18 protein-coding genes are annotated in these 18058 nt (G+C 72.1%); 11 read left to right on the top strand and 7 right to left on the bottom strand.

What is annotated here, in order from left to right; translation table 11 throughout:
• Positions 1-48 precede the first annotated feature (48 nt).
• Positions 49-681 (top strand): response regulator transcription factor, encoded by a 633-nt coding sequence (locus BIU96_RS01800; RefSeq protein WP_071290919.1) that lies wholly within the window; start codon positions 49-51, stop codon positions 679-681.
• A gap of 24 nt (positions 682-705) precedes the next feature.
• Here the strand turns inward: BIU96_RS01800 and BIU96_RS01795 are convergent, their stop codons facing one another.
• Genes BIU96_RS01795 through BIU96_RS01785 form a run of 3 tightly spaced genes read right to left on the bottom strand, consistent with a single transcriptional unit; the run spans position 706 to position 3505 of the window.
• Positions 706-1554, bottom strand: coding sequence for an ABC transporter permease (locus tag BIU96_RS01795; RefSeq protein ID WP_071290900.1), 849 nt, complete (start codon positions 1552-1554; stop codon positions 706-708).
• Positions 1551-2582, bottom strand: a complete 1032-nt coding sequence (locus tag BIU96_RS01790; RefSeq protein WP_071290899.1) for an ATP-binding cassette domain-containing protein — start codon at positions 2580-2582, stop codon at positions 1551-1553. Before BIU96_RS01790 ends, BIU96_RS01795 begins: the two co-directional genes overlap by 4 nt.
• Before the next feature lie 56 nt (positions 2583-2638).
• Complete coding sequence (locus BIU96_RS01785; RefSeq protein WP_254785902.1) at positions 2639-3505, bottom strand: hypothetical protein; 867 nt, start codon at positions 3503-3505, stop codon at positions 2639-2641.
• 183 nt (positions 3506-3688) lie between these two features.
• Between BIU96_RS01785 and BIU96_RS01780 the strand changes: the two genes are divergently transcribed.
• A complete protein-coding gene (locus BIU96_RS01780; protein WP_175477431.1) occupies positions 3689-4069 on the top strand; it encodes a helix-turn-helix transcriptional regulator in 381 nt (126 codons plus the stop codon).
• Positions 4070-4079: 10 nt separating this feature from the next.
• Entirely contained in the window at positions 4080-4484 is a 405-nt protein-coding gene (locus tag BIU96_RS01775; RefSeq protein ID WP_071290898.1) for a glyoxalase/bleomycin resistance/extradiol dioxygenase family protein, read from the top strand.
• Between the two features lie 155 nt (positions 4485-4639).
• Here the strand turns inward: BIU96_RS01775 and BIU96_RS01770 are convergent, their stop codons facing one another.
• Positions 4640-6247, bottom strand: coding sequence for an inositol monophosphatase family protein (locus tag BIU96_RS01770; protein WP_071290897.1), 1608 nt, complete (start codon positions 6245-6247; stop codon positions 4640-4642).
• 71 nt (positions 6248-6318) lie between these two features.
• Here BIU96_RS01770 and BIU96_RS01765 point away from each other — a divergent pair, with 71 nt between their 5' ends.
• Entirely contained in the window at positions 6319-6738 is a 420-nt protein-coding gene (locus BIU96_RS01765) for a DUF3054 domain-containing protein (protein WP_071290896.1), read from the top strand.
• Between the two features lie 2 nt (positions 6739-6740).
• Here BIU96_RS01765 and BIU96_RS01760 read toward each other — a convergent pair whose 3' ends face one another.
• Both BIU96_RS01760 and BIU96_RS01755 read right to left on the bottom strand, forming a co-directional pair.
• Positions 6741-7394 (bottom strand): spermidine/putrescine ABC transporter substrate-binding protein, encoded by a 654-nt coding sequence (locus BIU96_RS01760; protein WP_071290895.1) that lies wholly within the window; start codon positions 7392-7394, stop codon positions 6741-6743.
• Positions 7395-7465: 71 nt separating this feature from the next.
• Complete coding sequence (locus BIU96_RS01755) at positions 7466-8380, bottom strand: DUF3097 domain-containing protein (protein ID WP_071290916.1); 915 nt, start codon at positions 8378-8380, stop codon at positions 7466-7468.
• 80 nt (positions 8381-8460) lie between these two features.
• Here BIU96_RS01755 and BIU96_RS01750 point away from each other — a divergent pair, with 80 nt between their 5' ends.
• From BIU96_RS01750 to BIU96_RS01720, 7 genes are all read left to right on the top strand, one after another.
• A complete protein-coding gene (locus BIU96_RS01750) occupies positions 8461-9510 on the top strand; it encodes an alcohol dehydrogenase catalytic domain-containing protein (protein ID WP_071290894.1) in 1050 nt (349 codons plus the stop codon).
• A 298-nt stretch (positions 9511-9808) separates the two neighbouring features.
• Positions 9809-11050: an ROK family transcriptional regulator gene (locus BIU96_RS01745; protein ID WP_071290893.1), complete on the top strand. Its 1242-nt coding sequence runs from the start codon at positions 9809-9811 to the stop codon at positions 11048-11050.
• Positions 11051-11175: 125 nt separating this feature from the next.
• Entirely contained in the window at positions 11176-12516 is a 1341-nt protein-coding gene (locus tag BIU96_RS01740) for an extracellular solute-binding protein (RefSeq protein WP_071290892.1), read from the top strand.
• On the top strand, positions 12516-13556 hold the full coding sequence (locus tag BIU96_RS01735) for a carbohydrate ABC transporter permease (protein WP_217642225.1): 1041 nt from the start codon (positions 12516-12518) through the stop codon (positions 13554-13556). The genes BIU96_RS01740 and BIU96_RS01735 overlap by 1 nt, the downstream gene beginning before the upstream one ends.
• A complete protein-coding gene (locus BIU96_RS01730; protein WP_071290891.1) occupies positions 13556-14446 on the top strand; it encodes a carbohydrate ABC transporter permease in 891 nt (296 codons plus the stop codon). Before BIU96_RS01735 ends, BIU96_RS01730 begins: the two co-directional genes overlap by 1 nt.
• Positions 14447-14453: 7 nt before the next feature.
• On the top strand, positions 14454-15758 hold the full coding sequence (locus tag BIU96_RS01725) for a 6-phospho-beta-glucosidase (protein ID WP_071290890.1): 1305 nt from the start codon (positions 14454-14456) through the stop codon (positions 15756-15758).
• Positions 15746-16834 (top strand): N-acetylglucosamine kinase, encoded by a 1089-nt coding sequence (locus tag BIU96_RS01720; protein WP_254785901.1) that lies wholly within the window; start codon positions 15746-15748, stop codon positions 16832-16834. The genes BIU96_RS01725 and BIU96_RS01720 overlap by 13 nt, the downstream gene beginning before the upstream one ends.
• Before the next feature lie 155 nt (positions 16835-16989).
• On the opposite strand, the gene gap is transcribed toward BIU96_RS01720, so the two are convergent.
• A complete protein-coding gene (gene gap / locus BIU96_RS01715; RefSeq protein ID WP_071290889.1) occupies positions 16990-17997 on the bottom strand; it encodes a type I glyceraldehyde-3-phosphate dehydrogenase in 1008 nt (335 codons plus the stop codon).
• Positions 17998-18058: the final 61 nt, after the last annotated feature.

The raw sequence follows: 18058 nt of genomic DNA, 5'->3' as shown, positions 1-18058 counted from the left end.
GACACCGCGCCGTCCGCGCAGCAGCCGGCCGATCCCCTCACCGTCGCGATCGTCGACGACCACTCCATCTTCCGGGCCGGCGTGCGTGCCGGACTGCCACCGGGCCTCCAGGTCGTCGGTGAGGCGGCCACCGTCGACGAGGCGGTCGACCTCGTCACCGCCACCCGCCCACGCGTCGTCCTGCTCGACGTGCACCTGCCCGGCGGAGCCGGGGGCGGCGGCGCCGAGGTGATCACCCGGGCTGCGCCGGGCCTGCCGGACACCCGCTTCCTCGCGCTCAGCGTGTCCGACGCCGCCGACGACGTGGTCCGGGTGATCCGGGCCGGCGCGCGCGGCTACATCACGAAGAGCTCCTCCGGGGCCGAGGTCGTCGAGGCGGTCCACCGCGTCGCCGAGGGGGATGCGGTGTTCTCGCCCCGTCTGGCGGGGTTCGTCCTCGACGCCTTCGGCGCGGTCAGCGGCGAGACCGCCCAGGGTGACGCCGAGCTCGACCGACTGTCCGCGCGTGAGCAGGAGGTGATGCGGCTGATCGCACGCGGCTACGCGTACAAGGAGGTCGCCGCCGAGCTCTTCATCTCGGTGAAGACCGTCGAGACGCACGTGTCGAAGGTCCTGCGGAAGCTGCAGCTGTCCAACCGGCACGAGCTGACGGCGTGGGCGCTCCAGCGGAAGCTGCTCTGACGGTCCCGCCGGAGGCCGCCGCCGCTACTTCGCGCTGATCCGGGTGTACTTGTTCACCGACCAGGGCACGAAGACCACCAGCATCACGGTGATGCCGATGAGCACCGTGACGATCGGGTGCTGCATCGTCCAGATGTCCGGCACCGGCGCCGACCCGACGTTGCCGAAGAGCTCGCGCGCGGCCTGGACGAGCGACGACACCGGGTTCCACTCCGCGAAGACCCGCAGCACGAGCGGCAGGGTGTCGCTCGGCACGAACGCGTTCGAGACGAAGGTCAGCGGGAACAGGATCATGAACGAGGCGTTGTTGATCACCTCGGGCGTCTTCACGCTCATGCCGAGCAGCGCCATCACCCAGCTGAACGCGTAGCTGAAGAGCAGGAGCAGCCCGACGCCGGCCAGGAACTCCAGCGGCGACGAGTTCACGCGCCACCCGACCGCGAGGCCGGTCAGCATCATGATCGCCATCGAGATCCCGTTGAGCACGAGGTCGGAGTTCGTCCGGCCCACGAGCACCGCGGACGCCGACATCGGCAGCGTGCGGAACCGGTCGATCAGACCCTCCTTGAGGTCCTGCGCCATCGCCGACCCGGAGAACGTCGCCCCGAAGACGACCGTCTGCGCGAAGATCCCCGCCATCAGGAACTGCGTGTAGTCGGTGCCCTGCACCGCGATCGCGCCGCCGTAGACCTGGCTGAAGAGCAGCACGAACATGATCGGCTGCAGCACCGCGAAGACGAGCATGTCCGGCGACCGCTTGATCTTGATGAGGTTCCGCTTCGTGACGGTCCAGCCGTCCTCGAACCAGATCGCGGCGGGCGAGGTGACGACGACGGGCAGCTGCCGGCCGAGCGCCGTGGTGGTGGCGGTCATCGGGCCGGCTCCTTCTGCTTGTCCTTCTTGGCGTCCTTCTTGGCGTCCTTCTTCGTCGTCGCGTCGTCACCGTCGTCGTCGGTGGCGGCGTGACCGGTGAGCCGGAGGAAGACGTCGTCGAGCGTCGGGCGGCGCATGCCCGCGTCGTGCAGCTCGATGCCCGCCTCGCCGAGGTCGGCGAGGACCCGCTGCAGTGCCGAGGGCCCGGCCTCGACCGCGACGGCGTGCGTGCGACCGTCGCCGGAGACCTCGACCTCGCCGACGCCGTAGCGCCGCAGGACGGTGGTCGCGGCGTCGCGGTCGACCTGGTCGACGAGGGTCACGACCACCCGGTGCCCGCCGACCTGGGCCTTGAGGTGGTCCGAGGTGCCCTCGGCGATCACGGTGCCGTCGTCGATCACGGCGATGTCGTCGGCGAGCTGGTCTGCCTCCTCGAGGTACTGCGTGGTCAGCAGCACCGTCGTGCCGTCGGCCACGAGGCCCTCGATGATGCCCCAGAGCGCCAGGCGACTGCGCGGATCGAGGCCGGTGGTCGGTTCGTCGAGGAACAGGACGCGGGGGTTCATCACGAGCGCGCCCGCCAGGTCGATCCGTCGACGCATGCCGCCGGAGAACCCCTTCACGGGACGGTCGCCCGCCTCGGACAGGTCGAACACGTCGATGAGCTCCCGCGCCCGCTGCCGAGCCGTCCGACGGCCGAGGTGGTACAGCCGGCCGATCATCTCGAGGTTCTCGAACCCGGTGAGGTTCTCGTCGACGGCCGCGTACTGCCCGGACACACCGATCGACCGCCGGGTGGCCTGCGGATCGGCGATGACGTCGATCCCGTCGATCGTCGCGGTGCCGGCGTCGGGTGTGACGAGGGTGGTGAGCACCTTCACGGTCGTGGTCTTGCCCGCACCGTTCGGACCGAGCAGCGCCTTGACGGTGCCCTGCGGCACGGAGAGGTCGAGCCCGGCGAGGGCGTGGACCGGTCCGGACTTCGACCGGTAGGTCTTCGTCAGCCCGGAGGCTTCGATGATGGCCATGGCACTCCCTTGTCGACCACGGAGAATATCAGTAGGTCGGTGGGGGGCACGACGCGCTACACGTCGAAGTCACCACCGAAGTCGCCGAAGCCACCGCCGAAGTCAGATCCGCCGTCGCCCCAGCCCGCACTCTCGAACCCGCCGCCGTCGCCCGCGCCGGCATCCGACGCGCCGCCGTCAGCGGAGTCGGCACCAGTGTCCTCCGAACCACCGTCACCCGCAGCGTCGGTACCGCCATCGAACGATCCCGGATCCGGCAGGAAGGCGCTCATGATGGCCGAACCGATCACGTAGCCGGCCACCGTGCCGAGGATCGAGGCGCCGATCATGCTGCCGAACGACGGACCCGAGCGCTGCCCGCCGCCGAACCCACCGAACCCGCCGCCGGGGCCGCGTCCGCCGCCGACGCCACCGAGCGAGCGCTCCATGAAGCCGGGCTGGCGGATCTCGGACCGGGTCGCCGCCTGGGCCAGGGACCGCGGGTCGTCGCCGCGGGGTGCCTCACCGGCGGGGGCGGTGCGGGTGAACTCGTCGTAGACCATCCGGCGCTGCTCGGGCGTCAGGGTCGCGAACGCCTCGGCGTGCACTTCCTCGATGCGCTCGGGCGGCGCGGTGCGGAGGAGGTACCGGTAGCGCTCGACCGCGCGCTCGTCGTCGGTCGAGGCGCCGGGGCCCCCGACCGGTCCGCCGGCGGGCGCACCACCCCACTGCGGCACGCCGTGGCCGCCGTCCTGCGGAGTCGGGGTCGGCGCCGGCGCCGCGGTGGGCTGGTGGTAGGACTGCTGCCCGTAGCGGTACCCCTGCTGCTGCGGCTGCTGCTGCGGCTGCTGGGGTTGCCCCCACTGGTTCGGTCCGGCACCGTTCTGCCCGGCACCGTCCCGGTCGCGGTCGGGGCGTCCGAGCAGGCGGTCGAGGAATCCCATGGTCGATGCTCCTTCGGGTGCGGCCGATCCGGATCGTCAGGGCCGTTGGACTGCCACCCTAGGGAGCGGCGGCGACCGCTGACTGAACGCGCGCACAGAGTCGGCCGAGAGCGTCAGGGGCAGGATGGCACCGTGACCGTGGACCTCGACGAACTCCGACGGCTGCGCCGGGCCCGCAGTCGGATGGACCGTGCGTACGCGGAACCCCTGGATGTCGCGTCCCTGGCCGCCGTCGCGTTCATGTCGCCCGCGCACTTCACCCGGCGCTTCCGGGCCGCCTACGGCGAGACGCCCTACGCGTACCTCGTGACCCGGCGGATCGAGCGGGCGCAGGCGCTCTTCCGGAGCACGGACCTCAGCGTGACCGAGGTCTGCATGGCCGTCGGTGCCACGAGCCTCGGGTCGTTCTCGTCGCGGTTCACCGAGCTCGTCGGGATGACGCCGACGCAGTACCGTGCCGCCGACCACGACGCGCTCGCCGGGGTCTGGAGCTGTCACGCCATGGTCGTCACCCGACCGGACCGAGCAGGATCGGAGAAGCACGCCGAGGTCCCACGGTCCTAGGGTCGCAGCCATGACGATCCAGATCAGTGGCGTGCACGTGCTCGCCGACGACATCGACGCCGCCGTCGCCTTCTACGGGGACGTGCTCGGCTTCACCGTCCGGAACACCGTCGAGAACGGCGGCTTCCGGTGGGTGAGCCTGGTCAGCGACGACCACGCCGACCTCGAGCTCGTGCTGTCGGAGCCGCACGCGGGCCGCTCACAGCAGGACGGCGACGCCGTCGCGGCGCTCCTGGCGAAGGGCAGCCTGTCGATGCTCCAGCTCCGGGTGGGCGACCTCGACGCGACCTTCGACCGCATCGCGGCGAGCGCCGACGCCGAGGTGCTGCAGGAGCCCACCGACCAGTTCTGGGGCGTCCGGGACGCTGCCGTCCGCGACCCGGCCGGCAACACGGTCCGGATCGCGCAGGCCTGACGGTCCCGGCGTCCCCACCCACCGGCCTGGAGGCGCGTGGCGGCCCCGCCCCGCGCCTCCGCGCCGTCCCGTGCCGGGTTCCGTGCTCCGTGCGGTGCGCGGACCGCCGCACCGTGTCCGGAACCTCGCGCCACACGAGCAGCGCGCCGTGCGCCTCAGCCGACGGCGAGCGCCGCCGTCCACACCGCGTGCAGCTCGTCCGCCGCACCGGGGTGCGCCACGAGGAACGGCTCCCCCGACGGCGGGAACCCCTCCACCGGCCCGGAACGGGTGAGGACGACCCCGCCCGCCTCGTGCACGAGCAGCACCGCCGCGCCGTGGTCGACGGGGTCGAACGCCGAGACGCACCCGCCGATCCCCCGACCGGCGGCGACCTGGGCGATCGTCATCGTGCCGGAGCCCTGCACCCGGAGCGTGCACGATCGGTCGGCGAGCGCGTCGAGGAACGCGCCGAACCCCGGCCACGGGCGGTGTCCGTCGAGCTCGGTGCCGACCACGGCCCCGGCGAGTGCCCGCGGTGAGTCGTCCAGCCGCAGCTGCCGGTCGCGGAGGGTGGCTCCGCGCCCACGCCGGGCCTCGAGGACCTCGCCTCGCCACGGATCGGCCACCACGCCGACGAGCGGACGGCCACCACGGGTGAGGCACAGCGACATCGACGTCCACGGCACGCCGTTCGCCAGGTTCGTCGTGCCGTCGACGGGGTCGAGGTACCAGCGGTGCCGGTCGCCGGGGGCGTCGCCGTACTCCTCGCCGGTGAACCCGTGCGTGGGGAACGCCATCCGCACGCGGGAGCGGACGTGCCGCTCGACGAGCAGGTCGACGTCGGTGACGAGGTCCGCCGGGTCCGTCTTCGTGGTCACAGACCGGACCGGGTGCTCCCGGGTGAGCGCGATGACCTCGTGGGCGAGGCGGTGCGCCAGGGCCTGGGCGCGGGTCGCGACCTCGGTCTCGGTGGACTCGCGCTCGCGTTCGGGCCAGCCGTCGCGCTCGGCGGCGGCGAGGGCGGCACGGATCGAGGCGACGTCGTTCGTCGTGATCGAGTCGACGCCGAGTCGGGCCGCCCAGAGCGCGGGTTCGGCGTCGTCCACGGTCCAGACGGCGACGCGGAGCCCGAGGGCGTGCGCGGCCTCGACCGTGCGCGGGGCGAGGAACGCGACGTCGAGGTTGAGGGTGGTCGGCCTCAGCGCGTCGAGGTCGGCCGGGGTCGGCGGCTCGAGCGACTTCCACGCGAGCCACACGTCCGCGTCGGGGAGCTCTGCGCGGACCGCCGCCATCGCCGCGGGCGCGCCGCACCACGCGACCGCCGTCGTGCCGCGGTGCCCGGCGACCGTCCGAGCGGCCACGACGGCGTCCGCCGCGTCCGTCAGGTCGATGAGCAGGGACGAGCGGCAGCCGTCGAGCCGTTCGAGCACGGCGTCGAGGCGCGGGATCCGGTCGAGGCCGTTCCCGAGCCGGGCGACGTCGCACCATGCCACCTCGGACACCCGCCGTGCGTCGCCCCACATCCGCCCGAGGGTCTCGTCGTGCAGCAGCACCGCGACGCCGTCCGCCGTGCGCCGGACGTCCACCTCGACCGTCTCCGCGCCGAGCGCCTCGGCGACCGCGACGGCGGGCAGCGTGTTCTCGCGCCGGACGCGCGGCGCACCGCGGTGGGCGACGAGGCGTGGCGGGCGCACGCCGTGCCTCCAGGCCGGGTCCGGAACGGAGGCGCGTGACGGGTCCGCACCGACCGTCGCGAGCGGGGTCTCCGAGCGCAGCGTCATCAGCGCATCGTCCCAGGAGCGGGCGAACCGCAGGTGGCCTCCCGGTGAACGACGGCCTGCGAGAATGTGGTGTGACCCAACGCACCTGGGGCTGGCTGGCAGCCGTGATCGACGTCGTGCTCATCGTCCTGTTCGCCCTCGTCGGGCGCTCCTCGCACGGCGAGTCGGAGTCCGCGCTCGCGCTCTGGACGACGGCGTACCCCTTCCTCGCCGGATGGGCGATCGGGTACGTGACGAGCGGCGCGTGGGCACGTCCGCTGCGCTTCTGGCCGACCGGTGTCGTCGTGTGGATCCTGACCGTCTTCGTCGGGCTCGCGATCCGCGTCGCGACGGGGCAGGGCGACGTCGACGGCAACCCGCTGCCGATCTCGTTCGTCATCGTCGCGACGATCGTCCTCGCGGTGTTCCTGCTCGGGTGGCGCGGGATCGCGCGGCTCGTGCTGCGCGCGCTCGACCGGCGGAACGCGGTCGCCGGCACCGACGTGCGCTGAGCTCAGAAGAGCCCGCTGCGCGGACCGTCCTCCGGTCCGTCGAACCCACGGAACATGTCCGACACCAGCGCGGCGATCTGCGGCTCGACCAGGCGTTCGACGGCCTCGGCGATCCGCGGGCGGTGTTCGATGAGCGCGAGGCACACCGCGGTGCCCGTGGACCGGGCGCACTCGTCGGAGAGCTCGATCTCGTGGCGCAGCGCCGCCTTAGCCTCGTCCGACAGCGGCTCGCGCGGTGACTGCTCGCCCGCGCCCGTGCCGGTCAGCTCCCCGAGGGTGAACAGGAACGGCTCGCCCGGCGACGGCTCCGGGTCGACGTCGAGGCCCTGGAACTCGGGCGAGAGTCCCTCGGTCGGCTGGTACCCCGCATGCCGCTTCCGCGCGTCCGCGCGCTCGAGTTCGCGCTGCAGCAGCGGGAGGTTCCTGGCCGTGTAGTCGTCGACGGCGTCCTCGACGATGGTCGAGATGCGCCCGATGAGCGCGTGCTGCACGGCATGCGGCACGTCCGGACCGAAGCCCGCGGCGCTCGCGATGGGCGAGCCGGTGCACTTCCGGCAGATGCGGGTGCGCGGACGGGCGGTGCCGATCTGCCAGCGGGGCAGCCAGCGCAGCCAGACATCGACCGCGCCGCGTACGCGCCCCTCGATGCCGTCCATCCCTCCACAGTAGGCCGGGAGGCGCGGATCACCCCCGGAATCGCAGGCCTGTTGACGGATCGGCCGGGTTCTCAGGCCTTCGGCTCGGTCACGAAGTCGATGAGCTCCTCGACGCGGCCGAGCAGCTCCGGCTCGAGGTCGGCGAAGGTGCGGACCTGACCGAGGATCCGCTGCCAGGCCCGGGCGATGTCCGCCTGCTCGGCGTGCGGCCAGCCGAGCGCCTGGCAGATGCCCTGCTTCCACTCGATCGACCGCGGGATCGTCGGCCACGCCCGCAGCCCGACCCGGGCGGGCTTCACGGACTGCCAGACGTCGACGAACGGGTGCCCGACGACGAGCACGTGCGCGCCCCACTTCCCCCGCATCACGGCGTCGGCGAACCGGGACTCCTTCGAGCCGGGGACGAGGTGGTCGACGAGCACCCCGACGCGGCGGTCGCGGGTCGGGCGGAACTCCTCGAGCACGTCGGCGAGGTTGTCGACGCCGGAGAGCTCCTCGACGACGACGCCCTCGACACGCAGGTCGGTCCCCCACACCTTCTCGACGAGCTCGGCGTCGTGCTTGCCCTCGACCATGATCCGACTCGGGAGCGCGACCCGCGCGCGCTGCGACTCGACCGCGAACGATCCGGACGCGGTGCGGAGGCGACCGCCGTCGGACGCCTGCCGGACGGCGGGCGCGGCCCCGGGCCTCCTGGCTGGCGGTGCAGCTTCGGCAGACCGGCCCACCGGAGCCTGCGGGCGACCGAGGGTGACGAGCTCGCCCTCGAGCAGGAACTGCCCGCTGAACGGGAACGAGCGGGTGCGCCCCTTCCAGTCCTCGAGCTCGACGTTGCCGGCCTCGAGCCGGACCACCGCGCCGGCCCAGCCGGTCACCGGGTCCTCGAGCACCATGTCGCGTTCGAGCGGCACCTGCCGCACCTTCTTCACGCCCTTCGAGCGCCAGTCACCCGAGAGCACGTCACTGCCGTACCGGTCGTCGTCCACCCGCACGAGGGTACTGTCGAGGCGGCTCCGGACGACGTCGACCGGCCGATCCCCCACCATCTCGACGGAAGGCACCCCTCTTGCGCGCAGCGATCATCCACGCCCCGAACGACATCCGCGTCGAGGACCGTGACCAGCCCACCATCATCACCCCGAAGGACGTCGTCGTCCGGGTCGTCGCCGCCTGCGTGTGCGGGTCGGACCTCTGGCCGTACCGGGGCGTCACCGAGACGAAGCGGCCCCGCCCGATCGGGCACGAGCTCGTCGGCGAGGTCGTCGCCGTCGGGGACGACGTCACGACGCTCCACGAGGGCGACTTCGTCATCTCCCCGTTCACGATGAACGACGGCACCTGCCAGGCCTGCCGCCACGGCATGACCACGGGCTGCGACCACCTGTCCGGCTTCGGCGCGGACGACGCGTACGGCGACCCGGTCGGCGGTGCGCAGGCCGAGTACGTCCGGATCCCGGACGCCGCCGCGACGCTCGTCGCGGTGCCCGGCCCGGTCGACCCGGCGCTCGTGCCGTCCCTGCTGACGCTGTCCGACGTCTTCTCCACCGGCCACCACGCCGCCGTCTCCGCAGCGGTCGGTCCGGGCAAGACGGTCGTCGTGGTCGGCGACGGCGCGGTCGGGCTGTCGGCCGTGCTCGCGTCGAAGCGGCTCGGTGCCGAGCGGATCATCGCGATGAGCCGGCACGCCGACCGGCAGGCGCTCGCCCGCGAGTTCGGCGCGACCGACATCGTGGCGGAGCGGGGCGAGGCCGGGGTCGCGGCGATCCGGGAGCTCCTCGGGGGCGACCTGGCGGACTGCGCGGTCGAGGCCGTGGGCACCGAGGAGAGCATGGACCAGGCGCTGCACTCGGTGCGGGCCGGCGGCAACCTCGGCTTCGTCGGGGTCCCGCACGGGGTGCCCACGATCGGGACCCGCTACCTCTTCGACACGAACATCGCTATCGCGGGCGGCATGGCGCCGGCGCGGAAGTACATCCCGGAGCTGCTGCCCGACGTGCTGTCGGGGGCGATCGACCCCGGGCGGGTGTTCGACCTCGAGCTGCCGCTCGACGAGGCCGCCGAGGCGTACCGGGCGATGGACGAGCGCCGGGCGATCAAGGTGCTGCTGCGGCCGTAGGCGCCCCACGCGCGCGTCTCGGGCTGCGCGCCGCGCGTGCTGCGGCCGCGGGCCTGCGGGCGCGCGCTGCGCGTGCTGCGGCCGCGGGCCTGCGAGTTTTCGCGGTCACCGACACCTCACGCGCCGTCGTGTCCGTGAGGTGTCGGTGAGCGCAAAACGACGTGACGCGAGCCGACGGCATCAACGCCTCACGCGATCCCGCCGCCGCAACACCCCCACGTTTCGCGCAGCAGAACGCGTGTTTCGAATCGGTAAACAAACCTTTCAGTAAAGAAGGTTGTCCGTTACAGTCCTCGACATGACCACACGAGGACGCACCCCCGGGCAGCCCGGGCTCCTGCGCGTCCTCAACGACCGCGCCGCCCTCGAGCTCCTGCTCGACGACGGCCCGCTCACCCGCAACGAGATCGCGCAGCGCACCGGGCTCAGCAAGCCGACCGCTGCGGAGATCATCCGCCGGCTCGAGTCGGCCGACCTCATCCGCGAAGCCGGAACCGCCTCCCAGGCCGGCCGCCGCGGCCCGAGCGCCGTCGTGTACGAGGCGATCACCGACCGCGACCTCGGCGTCGCCGTGGACGTCCAGCTCGTCGACGTCCGCTCGACCGTGGTGGACGCCGCCGGCCGCACGTTCCCGGTGGCGACGCACACCATGTCCTCCGACGAACTGTGCGCACCCGGCGCCGACATCGTCGCCGCCGCGATCTCCCGCGCCGCCGCCGCGGCCGACGTGGACCCCGAGCTCGTCACCGCGGTCGCCGTCGGCGTGCAGGCGAGCGTCGACCACGCCACCGACACGCTCATCTTCACCGACGGCCTGCCCGGCTGGCCCCGCGACCAGGTGTCCGCCACGCTCTCGCAGGCGCTCGGCGTCCGCGTCGTGATCGAGAACGACGCGAACCTCGCGGCGATCGCCGAACGGAACATGGGCGCCGGCCGCGCTCCCGGCTCGTTCGCCCTGTTCTGGATGGCGGAGGGCCTCGGCATGGCCCTCGACCTGCACGGTCACCTGCACACCGGCGCGTCCGGTGCCGCGGGCGAGATCGGCTACCTCAGCGTGCCCGCCGATGCACGCTCCATCGACCCGACGGCCACGATCGTCGCGGACCTCATCTCCGAGCCCGCGATCGTCGCCCTGGCCGCCGAGCACGGGATCACGGCACCGGACGGCACCGTAGCCGACTGGCGCCAGGTGCTCCCGCAGCTGCCCGGACTCCCCGAGCAGCACCCCTTCACCGCCGCCCTCGGCGAGCGCGTCGGGCACAACGTGCTCCCCGCCCTCGCCGTCGCCGATCCCGAGACGGTCGTCCTGCACGGCCCGACCGGCATCGCGGGCGGACCCGCCCTGGCCGCCGCCGTGACCGCCTGGCTCCGGACCCGCACCCGCTGGTCCACCGCCGTCGTGGCACCCGGCGTCCCCGACACCCCCGTCCTGCACGGTGCGCGGCACGTCCTCATCGACGTCGTCCGCACCGCGCTCGCGGACCGGCTCGAACGCATCAGCGACGATGCGCCCGCACCCGACCCCGTCGAGCGCCCCTGAACGACTCCGCACGACGGAGTCCCACCCGCACCACTCGAGGCACCTCCACCCCAGCCCTGTCCGAGGGCTCTTCGGCGCGCCCGCACGCGGCCCGTACCGGAGCGAGATCAGAGAGCGAGTTCCGCATGTCACTCCCCAGTCCGAAGCTCCGGCGCATCGCCGCAGCCACCGCCATCGCCGCCGCCGGCGCCCTCGTCGTCGCCGGCTGCAGCTCCGGCAGCAGTGCGGCCGACGTCGCCGACAAGGCCCCGAAGGACCTCAAGGGCACGGTGTCCCTCTGGCACTTCTTCACCGGACGCGAGGCGGGTGTCGTGAAGAGCGCCGTCGCCGGCTTCGAGAAGGCGAACCCCGGCGTGACGGTGGACATCCACGCCGGACAGGACGACGAGAAGCTGCAGAAGGCGATCTCGTCCGGGCAGAACATCGACGTGGGCCTGTCCTACTCGACGGCGATCGTGGGCAGCTTCTGCTCCTCCGGCGCCTTCCGTGACCTGTCGCCGTACATCAAGCGCGACAAGGTCGACCTGTCCGACATCCCCAAGGCCGTGCAGTCGTACACGCAGTACAAGGGCACCCGGTGCACGCTGCCGGCCCTCGCCGACGTGAGCGCCCTGATGTACAACAAGGCGGCGCTCAAGTCGGCCGGCATCTCGGCACCGCCGAAGACGCTCGACGAGCTCAAGGCCGACGCGCTGAAGCTGACGACGTACAACGCCGACGGGTCGATCAAGCAGCTCGGGTTCAACCCGCTCATCGACTTCTACGAGAACTCGCCCGAGCACTGGGCGCCGATGGTCGACGGCTCGTGGCTGGACAGCAAGGGCAACAGCGAGATCGGCACGTCCGCCGCGTGGAAGAAGCTCATCACGTGGCAGAAGGGCTTCGTCGACGAGATCGGGTACGACAAGCTCAAGGCCTTCACGTCGGGCCTCGGCCAGGAGTTCGCCGCCGACAACGCGTTCCAGACCGGACAGGTCGCGATGCAGATCGACGGTGAGTACCGCACCGCGTTCATCAAGGACCAGAAGCCGGACCTCGACTACGGCACCGCGCCGACACCCGTGATGGACGGCCTCGGCAACTACGGCTCGACGTACATCGCGGGCAACGTGGCGGGCATCGCGAAGGGCTCGAAGAACCCCGAGCTGTCGTGGGCGCTCCTGAAGTACCTGTCCACGAACACCGACGCGCAGGTCACGATGGGCAACGGCCTGAAGAACATCCCGACGCTCACCTCGGCGCTGGAGTCCCCCGACCTCGAGGTCGACGCGAACTACAAGACCTTCGTCGACGTCGCGGGGAACAAGGACACGATGACCTCGCCGGGCACCGCGGACGGCGCCGCCTACATCGGCACCTTCACGAAGTTCTGGCAGGCATACCAGCAGAACGGCGGCGACCTCGACGCGAAGCTCAAGAAGCTCGACTCGGACATCGACAACGCGAACCAGCTGGCTGGTCCGTGATGAGCGTCACCACCAAGACGACCGGCCGGGAGGCGCGGCTCGCCCGCGCCTCCCGGCCCGCCGGCCCGACGGGGTCGGGTCCAGTGCCCCCGACGGCCGCACGACGTCGGCCGCGGTCCGCCGAGTCGCGGCGCCGCCTGGTCGCGTTGACGATGCTGGCGCCGGCCCTGGCGGGCCTCGTGATCTTCTTCGCGTACCCGCTCGTCGCGTCGATCTTCTACTCGTTCACGCGCTACAACCAGCTGCAGGAGCCGGAGTTCGTCGGGCTGCTGAACTACAGGTTCCTGTTCACGCAGGACCCCCAGATCGGCCCCGCGGTCGTCAACACGCTGTGGTTCGTCGTCATCCTCGTGCCGGTCCGGATCGTCTGCGGCCTGCTGGTGGCGGGACTCCTCAGCCGCGCGAAGACCGCGACCGGGTTCTGGCGCACACTGTTCTACCTGCCCGCCCTGGTCCCGCCGGTGGCGAGTGTCGTCGCGTTCGTGTTCCTGTTCAACCCCGGCACCGGGCCCGTCAACCAGATCCTCAAGGTGTTCGGGATCGAGGGCCCGCTGTGGTTCAACGACCCCGCGTGGTCGAAGCCCTCGCTCGTGATCATGGGCGTCTGGGTGATGGGCGACATCATGATCATCTTCCTGGCGTCCCTGCTCGACGTGCCGCGCGACCTGTACGAGGCCGCGTCGCTCGACGGGGCGAACGGCGTCCAGCAGGTTCGGCACATCACGCTGCCGACCATCGCGCCGGTCATCGGCTTCGCGGCCGTGACGGGCGTGATCGCGGCGCTGCAGTACTTCACCGAGGCCGCGGTGGCCTCCGGCGTCGCGAGCGGCAAGGCGACGATCGGTGGTGGGACCGCTGCACAGCTCGGCTACCCGGGCACGTCGCTGCTCACCTACACCGAGCTGCTCTACCAGCACGGGTTCGCGAACTTCCAGTTCGGCTACGCGTCCGCGATGGCCGTCGTCCTGTTCGTGATCACCGCCGTGGTGCTCGTCTTCACGATGCGCCGCATCTCCGTCTTCCGCCCCGAGGAGTCCTGATGACCGCTGTGTCCCAGTCCCCGCTCACCCGGGCGCCCCGGGGCTCCGCACCCCGCACCGGCAAGCCCCGTGGCCGGACCCTCGTCTGGATCGCCGAGCACGCCGCGCTGGTCGCCCTCGGTGTCCTGACGATCGCCCCGATCGTGTTCGTGATCCTGACCTCGCTGATGTCGAGCAACCAGGCCCTCACGGCGTCGATCCTGCCGCGGCCGTTCGACCTGTCGAACTACGGGCGGGTGTTCACCGAGCTGCCGCTCGCGCAGTGGTTCGGCAACTCGTCGATGTACGCCGTGCTCGCCACCGCGTTCATGCTCGTCAGTTCCGTGCCGGCCGCGTACGCCCTCGCCCAGATCAAGTTCAAGGGCGCGAACCTGATCTTCACGGTGATCATCGTCGCGATGCTCCTGCCCCCGCAGGTCACCGCGGTGCCGGTCTACGTGATGTGGTCGCACCTGCACCTGACCGGCACCCTGTGGCCGCTGATCCTGCCGAACCTGCTCGGCGACGCGTTCAGCATCTTCCTGCTCCGCCAGTTCTTCATGACCATCCCGAAGGAGTACGGCGACGCCGCCCGCATGGACGGCTGCAGCGAGTGGGGCGTGCTCTGGCGCGTGGTCGTCCCGATGGCCCGCCCGGGCATCGCGTCGGCGGCGATCTTCATGTTCTTCCACTCGTGGAACGACTACTACGGCCCGCTCCTCTACGCCTCCGAGAACCAGGCCGCCTGGCCGGTGGCCTACGGGCTCGCCACGTTCCGTGGGCAGCACGGCACCGACTGGTCGATGACGATGGCGATGACCGTCGTCGTCATGGTCCCCGTCGTCATCATCTTCTTCTTCGCACAGAAGGCATTCGTCGAGGGCATCGCGCTCACCGGCGTGAAGGGATAGCACCACAGTGAAACTCGCAGTCATCGGTGGCGGATCCACCTACACCCCCGAACTCGTGGACGGCTTCGCCCGGCTCCGCGACCAGCTGCCCATCGACGAACTCTGGCTCGTCGACCCCGACCCGGTCCGGCGCGAGCTGGTCGGCGGTGTCGCGAAGCGGATGTTCGCGCACGCCGGGCACCCGGGCACCGTGCACGTGACCGACGACGTCGTCGCCGGGGTCAGCGACGCCGACGCGGTGATGTTCCAGCTCCGCATCGGCGGGCAGGCCGCACGGCAGCAGGACGAGACCTGGCCGCACGAGACCTGCTGCATCGGGCAGGAGACCACCGGCCCGGGGGGCTTCGCGAAGGCGCTCCGCACCGTGCCCGTCGTCCTCGAGTACGCCGAGCTCGTCCGGAAGCACGCGAAGCCGGACGCCTGGATCGTCGACTTCACGAACCCGGTCGGCATCGTCACGCGGGCACTCCTCGAGGCCGGGCACCGGGCCGTCGGGCTCTGCAACGTCGCGATCGGCTTCCAGCGCCGCTTCGCGAAGGAGTTCGGCGTCGCTCCCGACCACGTGCGGCTCGACCACGTCGGCCTGAACCACCTCACCTGGGAGCGCGGCGTGCACGTCACCGGCGCCGACGGCACCACGCGCGACGTGCTCGACGAGCTGCTCGCGCCGGGTGACGCGCTGGCCCGGATGGCCGAGAGCGTGCACATGCACGAGGACCTCATCCGCCTGCAGCACGCGGTCCCCTCGTACTACCTGCGGTACTTCTACTCGCACGACATCGTGCTCGAGGAACAGCTCCGCGAGCCGACCCGCGCCGAGGCCGTGATGGCGACCGAGCGGGCGCTCCTGGCGAAGTACGCCGACGAGTCGGTCGTCACGAAGCCGGTCGAACTCGAGCAGCGCGGTGGCGCGTACTACTCCGAGGCCGCGATCGACGTGCTGTCCTCGATCCTCGGAGACCGCGGCGACGTGCAGGTGCTCAACGTGCGGAACGACGGCACCTTCCCGTTCCTGCCCGACGACCACGTCATCGAGGTGCCGGCACGCGTCACCCGGCAGGCGATCACCCCGCTGCCGGTGGCCCCGCTCGCCGAGGACATGGTCGGCCTCGTGTCGCACGTCGCGGCTTATGAACGGCTCGCGCTCGACGCCGCAGTGCACGGCGGGCGCGACCGGGTGCTCCGCGCGATGTGGGCGCACCCGCTCGTCGGTCAGGTCGACAAGGCGGAGAAGCTCACCGACCTGCTCCTGGCCGCGAACGCGGAGCACCTGCCGTGGGCGCGATCGGAGCACCTGACGTGGGCGCGCTGAGCCGGACCGACGGGGCGGACACGACCCGCGCCTCCAGTCCGTCGACCCCGCGACCGACGGACGCGACCGACGTGGTCCTGGCCGTCGACGGCGGCGGCAGCAAGACCGACGTCGTCGCGATCGGACTCGACGGCGCGCTCGTCGGGCACGCGCGCGGACCGGGGTCGAACCCGCAGACGCGCGGGTGGGACCTCGCCGGACCGATCCTCGACGACGTCCGTGACCGGGTCCTCCGCGAGCTCGGGGACCGGCGCATCCGCACCACGCACGTGTATCTCGCCGGACTCGACCTGCACGACGAACTCGTCGCGGCCGAGGCTGCTCTCGCCCACTGGGACGACGACGGCGGTGCCCCGGACGTGCTCGACAACGACCTGTTCGCGCTGCTGCGCGCCGGGACGCTGTCGCCGGACGCCGCCGCGGTGGTGTGCGGGACCGGGATCAACGCCCTCGCGGTGCGCGCCGACGGCGAGACCGCGAGGTTCCCCGCGATCGGCGACGTCTCCGGCGACTGGGGCGGCGGCGCGTACCTCGGCAACCGTGCGCTCTGGCACGCGGCGCGCGCGGACGACGGGCGTGGCCCGGCGACGGCGCTCGTGGACGCGGTCCCGGCGGCGGTCGGACTCGGCACCGTCCGCGAGGTGACCGAGGCCATCCACTTCGGACGCCTCGACTACCGCGTGTTCAACCGGCTGTGCCCGGTGCTGTTCGAGGTCGCCGGAACAGGAGACGCCGTCGCCACGAGCGTCGTCGAACGGCAGGCCGAGGAGATCGTGCTCCTGGCGTCGGTGTCGCTCGGGCGGCTCGGGCTCGGCGGGTCGGCGTCGTCGCCGGTGCCGGTCGTGCTCGGCGGCGGTGTGCTCGCGGCGCGGGACCCGATGCTCGTCGACCGCATCGTGTCGGGGCTCGCTTCGCGGGTGCCGGGCGCCGTGCCGACCTGGGTGACCGATCCCCCGGTGCTCGGTGCGGGGCTGGCGGCGCTGGAGTCCGTCGGTGCCGGCGAGGTGGCGCTCCGGCGCTACCGCGAGGCCGTGCGCTCCCGCTCCTTCGCGTCCACCACGGCCGCGATCCGCTGACGCGGGGCGCGGCGGGGCGCGGCGGGGCGCGGCGGCGGCGGCCCGCGGCCCCGCCCGCGTTTCGCGCTGAACGACACTTCACGCGGCTTCGAGCCCGTGAACTGTCGCTCAGCGCGAAATCCGGCAACCGCGCGCCCGCGCCCGCGCCCCGCGCCCTACGCCGCCCGCGCCAGCATCCCCAGCGTGTCCACCACGCGGTTCGAGAAGCCCCACTCGTTGTCGTACCAGGCCACGACCTTCACGTGCCGCCCCTCGTCGACGCGGGTGAGCAGCGAGTCGAAGATGCTCGACTCCGGCCGCCCGGTGATGTCCGTCGACACGAGCGGGTCCGCCGTGAACGCCAGCACCCCGGCGAGCGGCCCCGCGGCAGCGGCACGGTACGCCGCGTTGACCTCGTCCACAGTGACGGACCGCGACACGACGGTGTTCAGCTCGACGAGCGACCCGACGGGCACCGGCACGCGGATCGCGTCGCCGGACAGCTTGCCCTCGAGGCGGGGCAGCACCAGCCCGATCGCCTTCGCGGCACCGGTCGACGTCGGCACGATGTTCACGCCGGCGGCCCGTGCACGGCGGAGGTCGCGGTGCGGTCCGTCCTGCAGGTTCTGCTCCTGGGTGTACGCGTGCACGGTCGTCATGAAGCCGTGCTCGATCCCGGCGAGGTCGTCGAGCACCGACGCCAGCGGTGCGAGCGCGTTGGTCGTGCACGACGCGTTCGAGATCACCGTGTGCGCAGCAGGGTCGAACACGTCGGTGTTCACGCCGTACGCGATGGTCGCATCGGCCCCGGTCGCCGGCGCGCTGATGAGCACGCGCCGCGCGCCTGCCGCCAGGTGCCCGGCAGCGGCGTCCCGTGCGGTGAAGCGGCCGGTCGACTCGAGCACGACCTCGACGCCGAGTTCGGCCCACGGCAGCTCCGCGGGTTCGCGCGACGCGAGCACCGTGATGCGCCGTCCGTCGATGACGAGCGTGTCGCCGTCGACCTCGACGGTGCCGTCGAACGGGCCGAGCGCCGAGTCGTAGCGGAACAGGTGTGCGAGCGTGTCGGGTGCGGTGAGGTCGTTCACGGCGACTACCTCGAGGTCGTCACCACCGCGGGCGAAGAGCGCGCGGAGGGTGTTGCGGCCGATGCGGCCGAAGCCGTTGATGGCGATGCGGGTCATGGGACTTCCTTTCGTTCCGGAGTCCATGCTCATCGGCCTGGAGGCGCGGCTCCAGTGGCAG

The organism is Curtobacterium sp. MCBA15_008 (genome assembly GCF_001865065.1).
Lineage (GTDB): Bacteria > Actinomycetota > Actinomycetes > Actinomycetales > Microbacteriaceae > Curtobacterium.
Note: the sequence above shows the minus strand (reverse complement) of the source record. Positions and strands in the feature narration are given on the sequence as shown.